Source organism: Falsiroseomonas tokyonensis (assembly GCF_019024325.1).
GTDB classification, from domain to species: Bacteria; Pseudomonadota; Alphaproteobacteria; order Acetobacterales; family Acetobacteraceae; genus Falsiroseomonas; species Falsiroseomonas tokyonensis.
In genome coordinates, this window is the sequence record NZ_JAFNJS010000003.1 from 242,253 (window position 1) to 258,161 (window position 15,909).

A 15,909-nucleotide genomic window follows, 5' to 3' on the forward strand; every position below is an offset into this window, starting at 1 on the left:
CGTCCCAGGTGATTGTTCTTGCCACCCTTATGGCACGGATCGCCCTGGCGGCGAAATCTCCGCTACTTCTTCTTCTTTTTGGCCGCCGCCTCTCCGGTCGCGTGCCCGGCGGTAGCGAGTGCCGAAAGGCGTTGCGGCAAGGCGGCGCGGATGGCGGGGCGCTCCTCCTTGTCCTTCTTCCAGCGCTTCTTCTCGGGCTTCAGCATGCCGCAGCCGAAGCACCAGCCGGTGGTTTCGTCATAGCGGCAGATATCGATGCAGGGACTGGCCATGGCCCGCAAATGGGGCGCCGCAGTCAGGGCGGGAAGGGCATGGCTGCCCTTCCCGGAACACGCATCAGAAGCGGTAGCGGATGCTGGTGCCGATGATCCAGGGATCGATATGCGCCTCCGCCTGCACGGCGCCGTGATTCACGCTGACATCCGGCCGCAGCCACAGCCGCTTCACGTCGAAGTTCGCCAGGAAGTTCGGCGTGATCTCGTAGTCCACGCCGGCATTCACCGCGACGCCCCAGGCATTGTCGACATCGACATGGGTGATGCCGGCGCTGCGCCCGCCGCCCTCGCCGTAGAAGACCGTGTAGTTCAGCCCAACGCCGAGATAGGGGCTGAAGCGGCTGGCGGGCAGCGGATGGTATTGCAGCGTCACAGTCGGCGGCAGCGCCCAGACGCGGCCGAGGTCGATATTGCCGCCGGGCAGGCCGCGCACGGAGACATCATGCCGCGAGGTCGCGGCGATCACGTTCACCGCGAAATTCGGCGTGAGGAAATAGGTGAGGTCGAGCTGCGGGGTTGCCGTGGCACTCGCATGCGGCTCGCCGCCGATGCTGGTATTGCCGCCGTTCGAGGGCAGCACGCCGATCACGCCGACGCCGAGCACGATATCGCCCGCCAGCTTGCCGCGCAGATCCTGCGCCATCGCCGGCAGCGCCGCGACCATGCCCGCCAGGGCCGCTGCGCAGATTTTCGGAATCATAGCCAAGAGCCTTTCTCCGCGGCGCGCCCTGTGCGCGGCCGCGGAGGGGTTCTGGGCGTGGTGCTGTCACGCTGCCTTGATGCAGGTCATACCACCGGGCGTTTTCGAAACGCCTGTTGCAGCCTGACAACTTGGAAAATGTGGGAAGGCCCTGCCCCTACTCCGCGCGGATATTCGCGGCGCGCACCACCTCTCGCCAGCGCGCGATCTCCGCCTGCTGGAAGGTGCGATAGTCATCCGGCGAATTCGCCACGACATCGAAGCCGATGGCGTTCAGCCGCTGCACCGATTCGGGATGGCGCAGCGCTGCCACCACCGCCTCATGCACCTTCGTCAGGACCGGCTGCGGCAGGCCGGCCGGGGCCATCACCGCCTGCCACGATGTCACAACGAAATCCGCCATGCCCGCTTCCGCCGCCGTCGGCACATCCGGCAGCACGGGGCTGCGCGTGGCACTCGTCAGCATGATGGCGCGCAGGCGGCCGCCCTGGATATGCGCGGCGACGGTGCCGAGATTCTGGAAGGACAGCTGCACATTGCCGGCGATGAGGTCGGTGGCCGCCGCCGCGCCGCCCTGGTAGGGCACATGCGTCACATCCGTGCCCGTGCGCTGCTTGAACAATTCCATCGTCAGATGGTCGGAGGAGCCGACGCCGGAGGTGGAATAGCTGGCGCGGCCGGCATTCGCCTTCAGCCAGGCGATCACCTCCGGCAGCGTGCGCGCGGGGACCTTCTCCGCATTCACCACCAGCACGTTCGGCGTGGTGACGGCCATGGTGATGGGCGCGAAGTCACGCACCGGATCGTAGCCGAGGTTCGGGCGCAGCGCGGCATTGATGGCGAAGACGCCGATCGAGCCGACGAAAAGCATGTGCCCATCCGCCGGCGCGCGCATCACCAGCCGCGCCGCCACCTCGCCATTCGCGCCGGCGCGATTCTCCGCCACCACCGGCTGGCCCACCACCTGGGACATACGGTTGGCGATGGTGCGCGCGATGATGTCGGAAGGACCGCCGGCGACGAAGGGCACCATCACGGTGACCGGCCGCGTCGGCCAGGCGTCCTGGGCGCGCGCTGCGCCCGGCAGCAACGGGGTGGCGGCCAGCGCGCCCAGAAGGGTACGGCGATTCATGGACTTTTCCTCCGAGGTTTCGTTGCGCCCAGCATGGCGCGGGAATCGCCCGGCCGAAAGCTCGCCGAAGCGCGGCGAACTCGATTGCCGGTTTGGTGAACGTATGGTTACCCTTTCGTATCCCTCCTCCCGGACCGCCCCGCCATGACCCTCGCCGATTCGCCGCTGTCCCGCCGCCTGCTGCTGGGCGCCGGCGCCACGCTGCTGGCCGCCCCCGCCATCGCCCAGACCCCCTGGCCGAACCGCCCGATCCGCCTGGTGGTGCCCTTCGGCCCCGGCGGGTCCACCGATGTGCTGGCGCGGCTGCTGACGGAGCAGATGGCGCCGCGCCTCGGCCAGCCCTTCGTCATCGAGAACCGCCCCGGCGCCGGCGCCACGCTGGGCACCGGCCTGGTCGCGGATGCGGCGCCGGATGGCTACACCGTGCTGCTCTCCGCCATCAGCGCCTTCTCGGTCGGCAGCACGCTGTATCGCGGCCGCATCACCTGGGATCCGGTGCGCAGCTTCGCGCATGTCGGGATGATCCAGTCCGGCTACTACGCGCTGATGGCGCATAACGGCGCGCCCTATCGCAATCCGGCGGAACTGGCCGCCGCGGCGCGGGCCCGGCCGGGCATCGCCTATGCGACCAGCGGCGTCGGGTCCCTGCCGCATCTCTTCATGCTGCGCTTCGCCCAGCAGGCGCAGATCGAACTGCAGCACATCCCCTATCGCGGCGGCGCCCAGGCGGTGAACGACGTGGTGGCCGGCGTGGTGCCGGTGACGCTGGATGGCATCGCGAGCTCGGTGGCCCTGATGCGGGAAGGGCGGATCCGCGGCATCGGCATCACAGGCCCGACTCGCCAGGCGCTGTTCCCCGACATGCCCACCTTCGTCGAAAGCGGCTTCCCCGGCCTGGTGGCGGAAGGCTGGGCCGGCATGGCGATGCCCGCCGCGACGCCGCGCCCGATCCAGGACCGCTTCGCCGCGGTGCTGAAGGAGGTGCTGGAACTGCCGTCCATCGTCGCCCGCTACGCCCAGCTGGCCATCGACCCCGGCACGCGCTTCGGCGATGCCGCCCAGGCCTTCGTGGCGCAGGAGGTGGAAACCTGGCGCCCGCTGGTTCTCGCCTCCGGCGCCACTGTGGATTGAAGACAGACATGACCAATCGCCTCGCCGCCTTCCGGCAGAAGCTGGAGGGAAGGGTGGATCTCGCCTTCCTGCCGCTCGGCAGCACGGACCTGCACTATGCCGCGGGCCTCGCCCGCGACATTCCGAAGTATGGCGTCACCCTGCATCCCGGCGACTGGCTGGAGGGCGCCTGGGTTGCGCCCGGCCATCCGCCTGTGCTGGCCCTGCCGCGCATGACCGCCGAATTCGGCGGCCGCGGCGCGCCGGAGGGGGTGGCGCTGCGCGTGCTGGGCGATTGGGACGACCCCGCGAAGCTGGTGGCGGAGATTCTGGCCGCCTTCCGCCTGCCGGCGAAGCCGCGCATCGCCGTCTCCGAGCGCGCCCATGCCGACAGCCTGATTCAGCTGCAGGCGCTGCTGCCCGACGCCACCTTCGTCTCCGCGACAAGCATCCTGCGCGAGCTGCGGCTGATCAAGTCGCCGGAGGAGATCGCGCTGATGCGCGAGGCCGGCCGCCGCACCGAGGCCGCCTTCGCCGAGGTGCTGCCAAAGCTGCGCTTCGGCATGACGGAGCTCGATGTGGTGGCGGAGGTCGACTACCAGATGAAGCGCCAGGACAGCCTGGGGCCGACCTTCACCACCACGCTCTACAATACCGGCCCCGCGCATCCGCTGATGCTCGGCCGGCGGCTGGACAGCTGGAAGCGGAAGATCGGGCCGGGCGTCTCCGTCCTGTTCGATTTCGGCGCCTCGCATCAGGGCCTCTGCTACGACTACGGCCGCACCGTGTCCTTCGGCGCGCCCAGCGCGGCGCAGATCCGGGTGCATGGGCTGGTGATGCAGGCGCAGCGCGCGGGCATCGCCGCGCTCAAGGTGGGCGCCACCTGCGAAAGCGTCGATGCGCTGGCGCGCCAGGTGATCCTGGACGCCGGCCTCGGCGCCGGTTTCCGGCACCGGCTCGGCCACGGCATCGGCTGGGACGTGCATGAGCCCCCCTTCCTGACCCGCGGCGACGCCACGGTTCTGCAGGAAGGCATGATGTTCACCGTCGAGCCCAGCATCCTGCAGGATGACGGCGCCTCCGCCCGCACGGAGGATGTGGTGGTGGTACGGCCCGGCGGCGGGGAGAGGTTGACGGAGGGCTTCCAGGATCTGCTGGTGGTGGACCGCTAGCTCCGCCAGACTGCCTCCCAAAGGGAGGACCAGAAGCATGACGACACGGCGCGGGGCCCTTGCGGGGCTGGCGACGATCCTGGCTGCACCCCCGTTCCTTGCTGCCCGCAAGGCGCGGGCGCAGCCCGCCTGGACGCCGAACCGGCCGCTGCGCCTGTTCGTCACCTATCCACCCGGCGGCGTCACCGACATCGTCGGCCGCCTGGCCGCGGAGGCGCTGGGGCCGGAGATCGGCCAGCCGGTGCTGGTGGAGAACCGCGCCGGCGCCGGCGGCAATCTCGGCATGCAGGCGGCGCTGGCAGCACCTGCGGATGGCACCACGCTGATGCTCGGCACCGTCGCGCTCTTCGGCGTGAACCCGGTGCTCTACGCGAATTCCGGCGTGGACGGCGTGCGGGATTTCGCGCCGCTCGGCATGCTGGGGGAGGCGGCCAATGTGCTCTCCGCCGTGCCGGCGCGGCTTGCCGCGCGCAATGTGGCGGAGCTGGTGGCGGAGGGAAGGCGCCGGCCGCTGACCTATGGGTCGGTCGGCAATGGCAGCTCCTCCCACCTTTCGGCCGTGCTGCTGCTGAAGACGCTGGGGCTGGAGGCGACGCATGTGCCCTATCGCGGCTCCGCCCCGCTGGTCACGGCGATGCTGGCCGGCGAGGTCGATTTCGGCTTCGACACCACCGCCACCTCCACCGCCCATGTGCAGTCCGGCGCATTCCGCGCGCTCGGCGTCACCACGGCCCGCCGCGCGTCTTCCCTGCCGGAGGTGCCGACGCTGCAGGAGGCGGGGCTGGCCGGCTATGCGCTCAGCGTCTGGTTCGGCCTCTTCGCCCCCGCCGCCACCCCGCCCGAGCGCCGCGCACGGCTGGAGGAGGCGGTGGCCCGCAGCCAGACGCCGGCCCTGGCCGAGAAGCTCCGCCGCGCCTTCGTCGATCCGCTGACGGTACCACGCGCCGAACTTCCGGGCTGGGTCGCGGCCGATGCGGCCCGTTGGCAGCAGCTGGCGCGGGATGCGCGCATCGAGCTGAACTGATTTCGGCGGACCGGTCTGCTGACCGGTCCGAGGCCGCGAATGCGGCCCGCCGCTTATGCGGCGAAGCCAAGGAAACCGGAGGTTTCCGCGTCACGCCGAAGGCGTGCCTCCGGCACGACCGTCTGAGGGGCCCTGGAGCGGTTACGCGGAAGGGCTATTGCGAAAATAGCCGGGTTGCCGGTTGCGGAGGGGCCGGATAAGCCGGTCTCGACTTGCGGGAGACAGGGAAAGACATGGCCACCGACCTCGACATCGCCCGCGCCGCCACCTTGCGCCCGATCGCGGAGATCGCCGCCGCCGCCGGCATCCCCGATTCCGCGCTGGAGCCCTACGGCAAGTACAAGGCGAAGGTCGGCACGGCTTTCGTGGCGGAGGCCTCCGCCCGCCCGCCCGGCGCGCTGGTGCTGGTCACCGGCATCAGCCCGACGCCGGCAGGCGAAGGCAAGACCACCACGACCATCGGCCTGGGCGATGCGCTGAACGCGCTGGGCACCAGGACCATGATCTGCCTGCGCGAGCCCTCGCTCGGCCCCTGCTTCGGGGTGAAGGGCGGGGCGACGGGCGGCGGCTATGCGCAGGTGCTGCCGATGGAGGACATCAACCTCCATTTCACCGGCGATTTCCACGCCATCACCAGCGCGAACAACCTGCTCTCCGCCATGGTGGACAACCACCTCTACTGGGGCAACGAGCTGGGTCTGGACCCGCGCCGCATCTCCTGGCGCCGCGCCATGGACATGAACGACCGCAACCTGCGGGACTGCGTGGTGGGCCTGGGCGGCGCCAGCCAGGGCGTGGTGCGCGAGGACGGTTTCGACATCACCGTGGCCAGCGAGGTCATGGCGGTGTTCTGCCTGGCGAGGGACCTGGCGGATCTGCAGGAGCGTCTCGGCCGCATGATCGTCGGCCGCCGGCGCGACGGCACGGCGGTGACGGCGCGGGATGTGAAGGCGGATGGCGCCATGGCGGCGCTGCTGCGCGATGCGCTCTCGCCAAACCTGGTGCAGACCATCGCAGGCTCGCCGGCGCTGGTGCATGGCGGCCCCTTCGCGAATATCGCGCATGGCTGCAACAGCGTGGTCGCCACGCGCATGGGCCTAGGGCTTGCCGATGTCGTGGTCACGGAGGCCGGCTTCGGCGCGGATCTCGGCGCGGAAAAATTCCTGGACATCAAGTGCCGTCTCGCGGGGCTGAACCCGGCCGCCTGCGTCATCGTCGCCACCGTGCGCGCGCTGAAGATGCATGGCGGCGTGGCGAAGTCCGATCTGGGGCGGGAGGATGTCGCGGCGGTGGAGCGCGGCGTGGCGAACCTCGCGCGCCATGTCGAGAACATGCACAAATTCGGCCTGCCCGTGGTGGTGGCGCTGAACCGCTTCACCAGCGACACGCCGGCGGAGATCGCCGCCGTGCAGCAGGCGATGGCGCGGCTGGATACGCAGGCGATACTCTGCACCCATTGGTCCGATGGCGCGGCCGGTGCCGCCGAACTGGCGCAGGCCGTGCAGGCGCGCATCGCGGCCGGCGCCGCGCGCTTCGCCCCGCTCTATCCGGATGCGATGCCGCTGTCCGAGAAGCTGCGTACCATTGCGCAGCAGGTCTATCGCGCGAAGGACGTCGCCATCCCCGCCCCGGCCGCCCAGAAGCTGGCGCGGTGGGAGGCGGAGGGTTTTGGCCATCTGCCGGTCTGCGTGGCGAAAACCCAGTATTCCTTCAGCGCCGATCCCACCGCGCTGGGCGCGCCGGTCGACCACACCCTGCCGGTGCGCGATGTGCGGCTTTCCGCCGGCGCCGGTTTCGTCGTGGCCGTCTGCGGAGAGATCATGACCATGCCCGGCCTGCCGCGCCGCCCGGCGGCGGAAAGCATCGGGCTGGACCAGGACGGCAGGATCGAAGGGCTGTTCTGAAGGCGGGCAGGCGGGCCCGCGCCCTTAGTGGGTTTCCCGCACCAGGCGGAGAAGGTCCTCCGGCACCGGCTCCGCCAGCGCCTTGTCGTAGCGTCGGGCCAGCTCCTCCTGCAGCCACCTGTTGAAGGCGGCCGGCGGCGGCTGCGGAAGCTTCGGCCGATCCAGGGGTTGCAGGTGCAGCTTCATGTTGTGCAAGCGCATCGGCGGCAAGAGGGTTCCCGCCCGGTTCCGAACGCATCGCGGCGCAGCGTCGCGCCGCTCGCAGGGCCGCCCCGGATACCGGCCTCAGTTCTGATGCCGGCGGCCGCGCAGCGCCCCGTCCAGGATGAATTCGGTCAGCGCCTTGGCCAGGCAGTCGTGCAGTTCATCCGCCACCGCCAGGCGGCGGGCGCGCGGCGCCCTTTCGAGGTCCAGCCGCTCCGTCTCCACCCAATGGCGCATGATGACCCAGCGGCTGAACATCTGCGCGCCGCTGGCCGCGGCCGAGACACGCAGCCAGTCCCGATAGGCCTCCACATCGGCATTGCTGCGCAGGAAGCGGGAGAATTGCGGGTCCATCAGCACCACGTCGGTGCGCTCCCCCCGGATGGCGCGCAGGCGGGCGATGGCGGCCTGCACCACCTCCGCCATCTCCTCCATCGGCAGGCCGCGGGCGGCTTCCACCGTGCCGAGCTGCCAGATGATGAGATGCGGACGCACCCGCGGGCCCTGCTCGGCCAGGATCTTCGCATGGTCCGCCGCGGTGGTGCCGCGGCCGCCGAAGACCTTCAGCTGCACGGAAACGGGGGCGATGCGCGCCGCCAGGATGGCCTGCAGCCGCTCGGGCCAGGTCGCCTCCTGGCTGGAGGTGCCGCCACCCTGGGTCGAGGCGCTGCCCACCACCAGGATGCGCAGTTCGGTATGCGCCAGCGCGGCAAACACGCCGGGCATGGGCGCGGCTTCCATGGTCTCGGCCGGCGCGCCGCAGCCCGGGCCCTCCGCCTGCGCCAGGGCAGGGCCGGGGGTGACGGCCAGCGCGGCAGCCAGGAGGGCAGCCAGGGCAGGAAGGGGCAGCCATGGGGCGCGGGGCATGACGCGCATCAGCTAACGACACCGTGAGCGGGCGGCAAGCCCGTTTGCGGCTTGCGCTTGCTCTCTCCGCCATACCAGGCGGAGACCACCGCCACCGCGATCAGCGCCGCCAGGCCGAGTGCATTCACCAGCAGCTGCGCCAGGGCGCCGGATTCGGTTTCCAGCGCCAGCCGGCCGAGGAAGGACAGGAAGATCCCGGCGCAGAAGACCGCCAGCCCCTGTTGGCCCATATTGACGAAGGCGGCCGGGAGGGGGTGGTTCAGCCAGGCGGCCTGGCGCGGGATCAGATGCGCCACCAGCCAGCCGAGCAGCAGCACGGAAGCCAGCCGCGCCGGGTGCAGCCCGGCCTTGTCCACCGTGGCGATGGCGCCGGCCAGCCATTCCGGCGCCGCCAGGCCCAGCCAGGGCCCGTGCCAGACCATGTTCAGCGCCACCGCGCAGGCCAGCAGCAGCAGCCCCGCCAGCACCGCCACTGCGCGATTCCAGGGGAAGCGCCGCACCAGCGCCACAGGATCTGCCCGGCCCAGCACCACGCCGATGGCGAACAGCAGCTGCCAGGCGAAGGGGTTGAAGAACCAGCCGCCGCCGGTCCAGCTCGGCAGTGTCAGGCCGCTGGCGCGGGTGACGGCGTAGAGCGCGACCGAAAGGCCCAGCAGCCAGGCTGGCCGGCGGATCAGCGGCAGCGCCAGGGCGAACAACCCCATCACCACGATGTAGAGCGGCAGGATATCCAAGAAGGCCGGCTGGTAGCGCAGCAGCAGCGCCTCCAGCAGGGCGCGATAGGGTTCCTGCCCGAAGGGGTCGAGGTGCAGCTCGTCCAGATAGGCCGCCTGGTTCAGCGCGGCGGCGGAGAAGCCCACCTGGGCGGCGAAGACCACGAACAGGAATATATGCGCGACATAGAGCGTGCCCATGCGGCCGACGAGTCGCGCCCCCGCCGCCATCCAGCCGTCGCGTTCCAGCACGCGGCCATAGGCGATGCCGGCGGCATAGCCCGCCAGCAGCACGAAGACTTCCGTCGCATCGCAGAAGGCCACGTTGCGCAAGGTGGCGTGCGCCAGCAGATTGCCCGGCGTATGAGTGATGAAGATGAACCACAGCGCCAGGCCCCGCAGAAAATCCACCCTGATGTCGCGGGTGGGCCGCGCAGCCGGGCCGGGGGGAGGGGTCATGCCGGGGCAGCATCGCGGAAGGGGGCGGCTTGGCGCAAGTCTCGGCTGACGATCTGCTGCGCGAAGGCGCCGCCCGCCATGCGCGCGGCGAGCTGGCCATGGCGCAGCGCCTGTACCGCCGCGTGCTGAAGCTGCGGCCGGGCGATGGCAATGCGCTGAACCTACTGGCGGTCGCCGCGCGCCAGGGGGGCGACCTGCCGGCGGCCCTGGCGCTGTCCGCTGAGGCCCTGGCGAGCCAGCCGGCAAGCCCGGTCTTCCTGGCCAATCGCGGCGCCATCCTGGCCGAGGCCGGGCAGCTGGAGCCGGCGATCGCCGCGCTGCGCGAGGCGCTGGCCCGCCGCCCGGCCGATGCCACCACGCTGCGCAACCTGGGCCAGGCGCTCTGCGCCGCCGGCCAGGCCGCCGCCGCCCTCGCGCCGCTGCGCCAGGCGGTGCAACTCGCGCCCCAGGCCCCCGAGCCCTGGCTGGCCCTCGCCCATGCGCTGCGGGAGGCCGGGGAGCCAGGGGCGGCGGAGGCAGCGAAGCGCGTGCTGGCCCTGCCCGGCCTGGCGCCCGCCTTGGCCGAGCAGGCGCGCTTCCTGCTGGCCGCACTGGGCGAAGGCGCGGCGCCGGACCGCGCGCCGGCCGGCTATGTGCGCGACCTGTTCGACCAATACGCGCCGCGCTTCGACGATGACCTGCAGGACCGGCTCGGCTACCGCACGCCTTCGCTGCTGGCAGCGCTGCTCGAAGCGGCCGGGGTGGCGCCGGATGGAAGCCGCCGGGTGCTCGACCTCGGCTGCGGCACCGGGCTATCGGGGCTGGCGCTGAAACCCTGGGCCGGGCGGCTGGAGGGGCTGGACCTCTCGCCCCGGATGCTGGCGGAGGCTCGCCGGCGCGGGATCTATGACGCGCTGCATGAGGCGGAGCTGGTGGACTTCCTGGCCACGCGGCGCGCGGGCTTCGATCTGGTAGCGGCGGTCGATGTGCTGAACTACCTGGGCGACCTCGGCCCAGCGCTCGCCGGCATCGCCCAGGCCCTGGCGCCGGGCGGCATCGCCGCTTTCAGCGTGGAAGCCGGGCAGGGCGCGCCCTTCGCGCTGGGGGAGGGGCTTCGCTACAGGCACGACCCGGACCACGTCCTGGCTCTGGCGAAAGCCGCCGGCCTGGCACCGCTGGCCCGCCGGGAGGCGGCGCTGCGGGTGGAGAAGGGCGTGCCGGTGGCGGGCGTGCTGCTCGTGCTGGGGCGGGCTTAACCCGCCAGGCCGCGTGCCAGGGCCCGGACATCCTGCGCCGCGGCGCAGGCCGGGTGGCGGGTCAGCAGCGGGGTCTGGTGGCGGATGGAATCCGGCACCTTGGCATCCCGCCGCACCACCCCCGCCAGCACCAGCCCGCGCGCCAGGAAGCGCCGCGTCGCCGCCTCCAGCGTCGCATGGGTGCGCTGGCCGCTGGCGGCGCTGCCGGCCAGGTTCACCACCAGCCGCGCCTCGCCCCCGGGCGAATCCTTCGCGTGCAGCTTCAGCACGGCATAGGCATCGGTCAGGCTGGTCGGCTCCTCCGTCGCCACCACCAGCAGCAGGTCCGCCAGCGCGGCCAGCCGGCGCTGCGGCGCCTCCACCCCCGCGCCGAGATCCACCACCACATCCTGGAAGGCCTCGGAAAGCTGCCGCGGCAGGTCGAGCGCGGCTTCCAAGGCCGGGCCGGCCAGGCTGGCCAGCGCCCCGCTGCCGGACCGCCCCGCCAGCAGGTGAAAACCGGCGGGCAGGGCCTGGGTCGCCGTCTCCGCCGAAGCGCCCGCGAGAACCGCCGAAAGGTCGCGTGCCGGGTTCAGCCCCAGCTGCACATCCGCATTGGCCAGGCCCAGATCGGCATCCATCAGCACCACGCGACGGCCCTGCTCGGCCAGCGCATGCGCCAAAGTGATGGAGAGCCAGGTCTTGCCGACGCCCCCCTTGCCGGAGGCGACGGCGATGATCCGTCCCGTCATGCTCTCTCCTGCATCGCCGGCGGCGCGGCCAGGCGCCGGGCCAGGGCTTCCGCCGTCAAGGGTTCCAGCCCGTCCGAGGCATCAGGCCCGGTGCCGGCCTCGGTCAGCTTCAGCCCCACCGCTGCGGCCGCCAGCACGCTGCCCAGCCGCCGCGCGCTGTCGAGGCGCGTCGGCAGCAGGTAGCGGCAGCCGAGCAGCTGGAAGGCGCTGGCCGTTTCCGCCGCTTCCTCCGCATCCAGGCCCGCGGGCAGCACCAGCACGCAGGCGCCGCGCGCCACGTCCAGCATCGCCGCCAGGCCACGGGCGCCGGCCGGGTTGAAGGGGTCGCAGCCCGGCAGGTCCACCAGCACCGGCTGGCCCGCCGCGCGCCGGGCCAGGGCCTTGCCGAGCGCGGAGGGGGTATTGGCGATGCCCAGCGGCAGTTCCAGCACCCGGGCGAAGGCGGCCAGCTGTTCCGCCGCGCCGGCGCGCCTGCCATCGGCGCTGATCAGCAGCGGCCGCGTGCCGGCCAGCACCAGCCGCGTGGCGAGCTTCGCCGTCGTCAGCGTCTTGCCCGCGCCGGGCGGACCGGCCAGCAGCAGCGGCGCCGGGCCAAGCGGCAACTTCGCGAAGCCCAGCACGGAATCGAGCGCCGCCGGCAGCCGTCCTTCCGCCAGCCGCTGCGCCAGCGCGGCGGGCACGTTGTGGCGGGCGAGATCGGGCGGGATGGGGCGCGCGCGCGGCGCATCCGGCGCGATCATCAGCGGCTCGTCATCCAGCTGGTCCTGCGCCGCCGTCACCTCCACCCCGCCATGCACGCGGCGGGTGGAGAGCAGCACGGCATCCTCGCCCAGCTCGGCGCGCAACTGCGCCAGGGCGTCGGAAAGCTTGGCCGCACGGATCACGCGGAGTTTCAAGCGCGGGGCTCCGTCACTTCCCGGCCTCTCACTGGACCGTGCCGATCGTGCGGATGCGGGCGCGGGGATGAATCTCGGTATGCGCCAGAACCATGGTCGCGGGGCGGAAGCGTTCCACCACGGCGCGCAGATGCGCGCGGATGCTGCCCGAACAGACCAGCACTGCCGGCTCGCCCTGCGCGCTCGCCGCATCGAAGGCGCTGCGCAGCGCCGTCATGAAGGCGGAGAGTTTCGACGGCGCCATGGCGAGCTGTTTCTCCTCGCCGGGCCCGATCAGCGATTCCGCGAAGGCCTGTTCCCATTCGGCCGAGAGCGCGATGATCGGCACATAGCCCTGCGGCCCGCGCGCCGCATCGCTGATCTGGCGCGCCAGCCGCGTGCGCACCATGGCGAGGATCGGGCTGAGCGAACGCGCGCCACTGGCGGCCGCTTCCTGCATGCCTTCCAGGATGGTCGGCAGGTCGCGGATGGAGACGCGCTCCGCCAGCAGCGCCTGCAGCAGCCGCTGCACCGTGCCGATGCTGGTCTGCGCCGGCACCAGGTCCGCCACCAGGCGCTTGTGCTCCGGCGCCATCTCGTCCAGCAGTTTCTGTGTCTCGGCGAAAGACAGCATCTCCGGCATGTTTTCGCGGGTGACCTCGGTGAGGTGTGTCGCCAGCACGCCAGCCGCATCGACCACGGTGCAGCCCAGCGCCAGCGCCTCCTCGCGGCGAAACTCCTCGATCCAGGCGGCGGGGAGGCCGAAGGTGGGTTCCTGCACGCGCTCGCCGGGAATGGCGGGCGGGTTGCCGGAGGGGTCGATGGCCAGGTGCAGCGGCGGCTTCAGCGAACCGCGCCCGGCCTCAATCTCCTTCACCCGGATCACATAGGTATCCGGCGGCAATTGCAGATTGTCCTGGATGCGCACGCTCGGCAGCACGAAGCCCAGCTCCTGCGCCGTGGTCTTTCTCAATGTGCGAATCTGCTCCGAAAGCCGCGGCGCGTCGCCGGCGGCGAGGCTCAGCAAGCCGTAGCCGAGTTCCAGGCGCAACAGATCCATCTTCAGGGAATCGCTGGCCGGCGGCTCGCCCGGCGGCGGGGGCGGCGCCTCGGCCACGGCGCGCTTTACGCGCTCCGCGACATCCTGCAGATGCGCGGCCCAGAGGGCGCCGCCCGCCAGCGCGAGGAAAGGGATCAGCGGCATGCCCGGTAGCAGCCCCATCACCACCGCCGCGCCGGCGGCCAGGCGCATGGGCTTGGCGCCGCCGAGTTGCAGCGCCAGCGCCTCATCCGCACGGCCCTCGACGCCGCCCTTGGTCACCACGATGCCGGCGGCGAGCGAGACCAGCAGCGCGGGAATCTGCCCGACCAGCCCATCGCCCACCGTCAGCATGGAATAGGTCGTCACCGCCTCGCCGAAGGGCAGGCCCTGGCGGATGGTGCCGATGGCGATGCCGGCCAGCAGGTTGATCAGCGTGGTGACGAGGCCGGCGATGGCATCGCCGCGGACGAATTTCGCGGCACCATCCATGGCGCCGTAGAAGCCGCTCTCCTCCTCCAGCTCGCGCCGGCGGGTGCGCGCCTGGTCCTCGGTCAGCAGGCCGGCGGAGAGGTCGGCATCGATCGCCATCTGCTTGCCCGGCATGGCGTCCAGGCTGAAGCGCGCGGCAACCTCCGCGATGCGTCCCGAACCCTTGGAGACGACCACGAAATTCACCAGCAGCAGGATGGCGAAGACGATGAGGCCGACCAGCACGTCGCCGCCCATCAGGAAGCCGCCGAAGGCCGAGATCACATGGCCGGCGGCGGCCGGCCCCTCATGCCCATGCGTCAGGATGGCGCGCGTTGTGGCGACGTTCAGGGCCAGGCGCAGCAGCGTGGTCAGCAGCAGCACGGTGGGGAAGCTGGTGAAGTCCAGCGGCCGCTTCATGAACAGCGAGACCATCAGCACCAGGACGGAGGCTGTCATGGACAGCGCCAGCCCCGCATCCATCAGCCATGTCGGCAGCGGCACCACGAGCACCGCCACCAGCAGCACCACGCCGAGCCCGAGCGCGACGTCGCCGCTGGGCCGGGCGCGGGTCAGCCAGGCAGGTAGGACCAGGCTGCCCACCGGTCAGATCGCGATCTGCAGCGGCGCCTGGCCCGGCGCGGGCGGCACGGCAATGCCTGCGCTGCGGTATTCGCCGAGCTTGTTGCGCAGCGTTCGGATGGAGATGCCGAGGATCTCGGCGGCGCGCGTGCGATTGCCGAGGCAATGCGACAGCGTCTCCAGGATCAGCTCGCGCTCCACCTCCTCCACCTTGCGGCCGACCAGGGCGGAGACCTTGGTGCCGGACGGCGCCTCGGCGGCCGGCGCGGCATGCGGCCCGGCTGCGGCAGGCATGGGGGCGGGGGCGGCGGGGCGCGCCAGCTCGATCGCCTCCGGCCCGATCTCCGGCCCCTCGGCCAGCAGCACGGCGCGGTGGATGGCATTCTCCAGCTCGCGCACATTGCCCGGCCAGGGGTGGGCCAGCAGCAGGTGGCGGGCGAGCGGGGCCAGCGGGCGCGGCGGCAGGCCGTTCACCTGCGCATAGCGGGCGCTAAAATGCTCGGCCAGCGGCAGGATATCGGCGGGCCTTTCGCGCAGCGGCGGAATCCGCAGCGCCACCACGTTCAGCCGGAAATACAGGTCCTCCCGGAACCGCCCCGCCGCGACTTCCGCCGCCAGGTCCCGATGCGTCGCCGCGATGATCCGCACATCCACCTTCAGCGGCGCACCGCCGCCGAGTCGATCCACCTCCCGCTCCTGGATGACTCGCAGAATCTTGGCCTGCAGGCGGGGGTCCATCTCGCCGATCTCGTCCAGCAGCAGCGTGCCGCCCTCCGCCTGTTCGAACTTGCCCTTGCGCGTGGCGACGGCGCCGCTGAAGGCGCCCTTCTCATGGCCGAAGAGCTCCGATTCCAGCAGCGTCTCCGGCAGCGCGGCGCAGTTCAGTGCGACGAAGGGTCCGCGCGCGCGCTTCGACAGCGCGTGCAGGTGGCGCGCCATCACCTCCTTGCCCGTGCCGCTCTCGCCGGTGAGCAGGACGGAGGCCTCGGCGCGCGCCAGCGTCGCCGCCCGCGCCATCAGCGTCGTCATCGCCGGGTCGCGCGCCAGCGGCGCATCCGCCTCCCGCGTCGCCCCGGCCGCCTCCAGCATGGCGATGATGAGATCGGCATCCGGCGGCAGCGGCAGGAAGTCCCGCGCGCCGCCCTCGATGGCGCGCACGGCGGCATCCGCATCCTCGGCGCGGCCGCAGGCGACCACGGGGCAGGCGATGCGCTCGGCGGCCAGCGCCTGCACCAGCCAGACCACGTCGTGCCGCAGATCGACCAGGGCGAGATCCGCGCCCTCGCCGCGCAGCCGCTCCAGCCCCGCCGAGACGCCCTCCGCATGGCCGAGCTTGGCGCCGCGCGCGATGGCGACGCGCGCCGCGGCGCCCAGCTCGCCCTCCAGCGATCCGATGATGAGCAGCCGTGCCATCTG

Annotated in this window: 15 protein-coding genes; 5 read left to right on the forward strand and 10 right to left on the reverse strand. The window is 71.7% G+C overall.

All coding sequences use genetic code 11. The features are described 5' to 3' along the window. Positions 1 to 62: 62 nt before the first annotated feature. From J3S20_RS11690 to J3S20_RS11700, 3 genes are all read right to left on the reverse strand, one after another. Positions 63 to 272 carry a DUF1289 domain-containing protein gene (locus tag J3S20_RS11690; protein ID WP_216836654.1) on the reverse strand — a complete coding sequence of 70 codons (210 nt, stop codon included), beginning with the start codon at positions 270 to 272 and terminating at the stop codon, positions 63 to 65. A 64-nt stretch (positions 273 to 336) separates the two neighbouring features. Beyond that, positions 337 to 975, reverse strand: coding sequence for an OmpW/AlkL family protein (locus J3S20_RS11695; RefSeq protein ID WP_216836655.1), 639 nt, complete (start codon positions 973 to 975; stop codon positions 337 to 339). Positions 976 to 1,132: 157 nt separating this feature from the next. Beyond that, positions 1,133 to 2,107, reverse strand: coding sequence for a Bug family tripartite tricarboxylate transporter substrate binding protein (locus tag J3S20_RS11700; protein ID WP_216836656.1), 975 nt, complete (start codon positions 2,105 to 2,107; stop codon positions 1,133 to 1,135). Positions 2,108 to 2,251: 144 nt separating this feature from the next. Here J3S20_RS11700 and J3S20_RS11705 point away from each other — a divergent pair, with 144 nt between their 5' ends. From J3S20_RS11705 to J3S20_RS11720, 4 genes are all read left to right on the forward strand, one after another. Further along, positions 2,252 to 3,238 carry a Bug family tripartite tricarboxylate transporter substrate binding protein gene (locus tag J3S20_RS11705; RefSeq protein ID WP_216836657.1) on the forward strand — a complete coding sequence of 329 codons (987 nt, stop codon included), beginning with the start codon at positions 2,252 to 2,254 and terminating at the stop codon, positions 3,236 to 3,238. Between the two features lie 8 nt (positions 3,239 to 3,246). Continuing rightward, positions 3,247 to 4,389 carry a M24 family metallopeptidase gene (locus J3S20_RS11710; protein WP_216836658.1) on the forward strand — a complete coding sequence of 381 codons (1,143 nt, stop codon included), beginning with the start codon at positions 3,247 to 3,249 and terminating at the stop codon, positions 4,387 to 4,389. Between the two features lie 37 nt (positions 4,390 to 4,426). Continuing rightward, a complete protein-coding gene (locus J3S20_RS11715) occupies positions 4,427 to 5,413 on the forward strand; it encodes a Bug family tripartite tricarboxylate transporter substrate binding protein (RefSeq protein ID WP_216836659.1) in 987 nt (328 codons plus the stop codon). A 233-nt stretch (positions 5,414 to 5,646) separates the two neighbouring features. Next, positions 5,647 to 7,317 (forward strand): formate--tetrahydrofolate ligase, encoded by a 1,671-nt coding sequence (locus J3S20_RS11720; RefSeq protein WP_216836660.1) that lies wholly within the window; start codon positions 5,647 to 5,649, stop codon positions 7,315 to 7,317. Between the two features lie 24 nt (positions 7,318 to 7,341). On the opposite strand, the gene J3S20_RS11725 is transcribed toward J3S20_RS11720, so the two are convergent. The 3 genes from J3S20_RS11725 to J3S20_RS11735 all read right to left on the reverse strand — a co-directional run bounded on the left by J3S20_RS11725 (position 7,342) and on the right by J3S20_RS11735 (position 9,560). Further along, positions 7,342 to 7,518 (reverse strand): hypothetical protein, encoded by a 177-nt coding sequence (locus tag J3S20_RS11725; RefSeq protein WP_216836661.1) that lies wholly within the window; start codon positions 7,516 to 7,518, stop codon positions 7,342 to 7,344. 84 nt (positions 7,519 to 7,602) lie between these two features. Beyond that, positions 7,603 to 8,388, reverse strand: a complete 786-nt coding sequence (locus J3S20_RS11730; RefSeq protein ID WP_216836662.1) for an SGNH/GDSL hydrolase family protein — start codon at positions 8,386 to 8,388, stop codon at positions 7,603 to 7,605. An 8-nt stretch (positions 8,389 to 8,396) separates the two neighbouring features. Further along, positions 8,397 to 9,560, reverse strand: a complete 1,164-nt coding sequence (locus tag J3S20_RS11735; protein WP_216836663.1) for an OpgC family protein — start codon at positions 9,558 to 9,560, stop codon at positions 8,397 to 8,399. Between the two features lie 29 nt (positions 9,561 to 9,589). Between J3S20_RS11735 and J3S20_RS11740 the strand changes: the two genes are divergently transcribed. Beyond that, positions 9,590 to 10,795 carry a methyltransferase gene (locus J3S20_RS11740; protein ID WP_246602714.1) on the forward strand — a complete coding sequence of 402 codons (1,206 nt, stop codon included), beginning with the start codon at positions 9,590 to 9,592 and terminating at the stop codon, positions 10,793 to 10,795. On the opposite strand, the gene J3S20_RS11745 is transcribed toward J3S20_RS11740, so the two are convergent. The 4 genes from J3S20_RS11745 to J3S20_RS11760 are packed head-to-tail and all read right to left on the reverse strand — an operon-like array spanning position 10,792 to position 15,906. After that, the gene (locus J3S20_RS11745; RefSeq protein WP_216836664.1) at positions 10,792 to 11,526 is read right to left on the reverse strand and encodes a nucleotide-binding protein; all 735 of its coding nucleotides are present in this window, start codon (positions 11,524 to 11,526) and stop codon (positions 10,792 to 10,794) included. The two genes, J3S20_RS11740 and J3S20_RS11745, sit on opposite strands and share 4 nt — an antisense overlap. After that, positions 11,523 to 12,422: a flagellar biosynthesis protein FlhF gene (locus tag J3S20_RS11750; protein ID WP_216836665.1), complete on the reverse strand. Its 900-nt coding sequence runs from the start codon at positions 12,420 to 12,422 to the stop codon at positions 11,523 to 11,525. The genes J3S20_RS11745 and J3S20_RS11750 overlap by 4 nt, the downstream gene beginning before the upstream one ends. Positions 12,423 to 12,450: 28 nt before the next feature. Further along, complete coding sequence (flhA, locus tag J3S20_RS11755; RefSeq protein ID WP_216836666.1) at positions 12,451 to 14,514, reverse strand: flagellar biosynthesis protein FlhA; 2,064 nt, start codon at positions 14,512 to 14,514, stop codon at positions 12,451 to 12,453. Positions 14,515 to 14,517: 3 nt separating this feature from the next. After that, on the reverse strand, positions 14,518 to 15,906 hold the full coding sequence (locus tag J3S20_RS11760) for a sigma-54-dependent transcriptional regulator (RefSeq protein WP_216836667.1): 1,389 nt from the start codon (positions 15,904 to 15,906) through the stop codon (positions 14,518 to 14,520). Positions 15,907 to 15,909 lie beyond the last annotated feature (3 nt).

What these genes read in the sequence shown, in the direction of transcription:
- J3S20_RS11690 (WP_216836654.1), bottom strand. Translation starts at nt 272, where the DNA reads ATGGCCAGTCCCTGCATCGATATCTGCCGCTATGACGAAACCACCGGC.
- J3S20_RS11695 (WP_216836655.1), bottom strand. Translation starts at nt 975, where the DNA reads ATGATTCCGAAAATCTGCGCAGCGGCCCTGGCGGGCATGGTCGCGGCG.
- J3S20_RS11700 (WP_216836656.1), bottom strand. Translation starts at nt 2,107, where the DNA reads ATGAATCGCCGTACCCTTCTGGGCGCGCTGGCCGCCACCCCGTTGCTG.
- J3S20_RS11705 (WP_216836657.1), top strand. Translation starts at nt 2,252, where the DNA reads ATGACCCTCGCCGATTCGCCGCTGTCCCGCCGCCTGCTGCTGGGCGCC.
- J3S20_RS11710 (WP_216836658.1), top strand. Translation starts at nt 3,247, where the DNA reads ATGACCAATCGCCTCGCCGCCTTCCGGCAGAAGCTGGAGGGAAGGGTG.
- J3S20_RS11715 (WP_216836659.1), top strand. Translation starts at nt 4,427, where the DNA reads ATGACGACACGGCGCGGGGCCCTTGCGGGGCTGGCGACGATCCTGGCT.
- J3S20_RS11720 (WP_216836660.1), top strand. Translation starts at nt 5,647, where the DNA reads ATGGCCACCGACCTCGACATCGCCCGCGCCGCCACCTTGCGCCCGATC.
- J3S20_RS11725 (WP_216836661.1), bottom strand. Translation starts at nt 7,518, where the DNA reads ATGCGCTTGCACAACATGAAGCTGCACCTGCAACCCCTGGATCGGCCG.
- J3S20_RS11730 (WP_216836662.1), bottom strand. Translation starts at nt 8,388, where the DNA reads ATGCCCCGCGCCCCATGGCTGCCCCTTCCTGCCCTGGCTGCCCTCCTG.
- J3S20_RS11735 (WP_216836663.1), bottom strand. Translation starts at nt 9,560, where the DNA reads ATGACCCCTCCCCCCGGCCCGGCTGCGCGGCCCACCCGCGACATCAGG.
- J3S20_RS11745 (WP_216836664.1), bottom strand. Translation starts at nt 11,526, where the DNA reads ATGACGGGACGGATCATCGCCGTCGCCTCCGGCAAGGGGGGCGTCGGC.
- J3S20_RS11760 (WP_216836667.1), bottom strand. Translation starts at nt 15,906, where the DNA reads ATGGCACGGCTGCTCATCATCGGATCGCTGGAGGGCGAGCTGGGCGCC.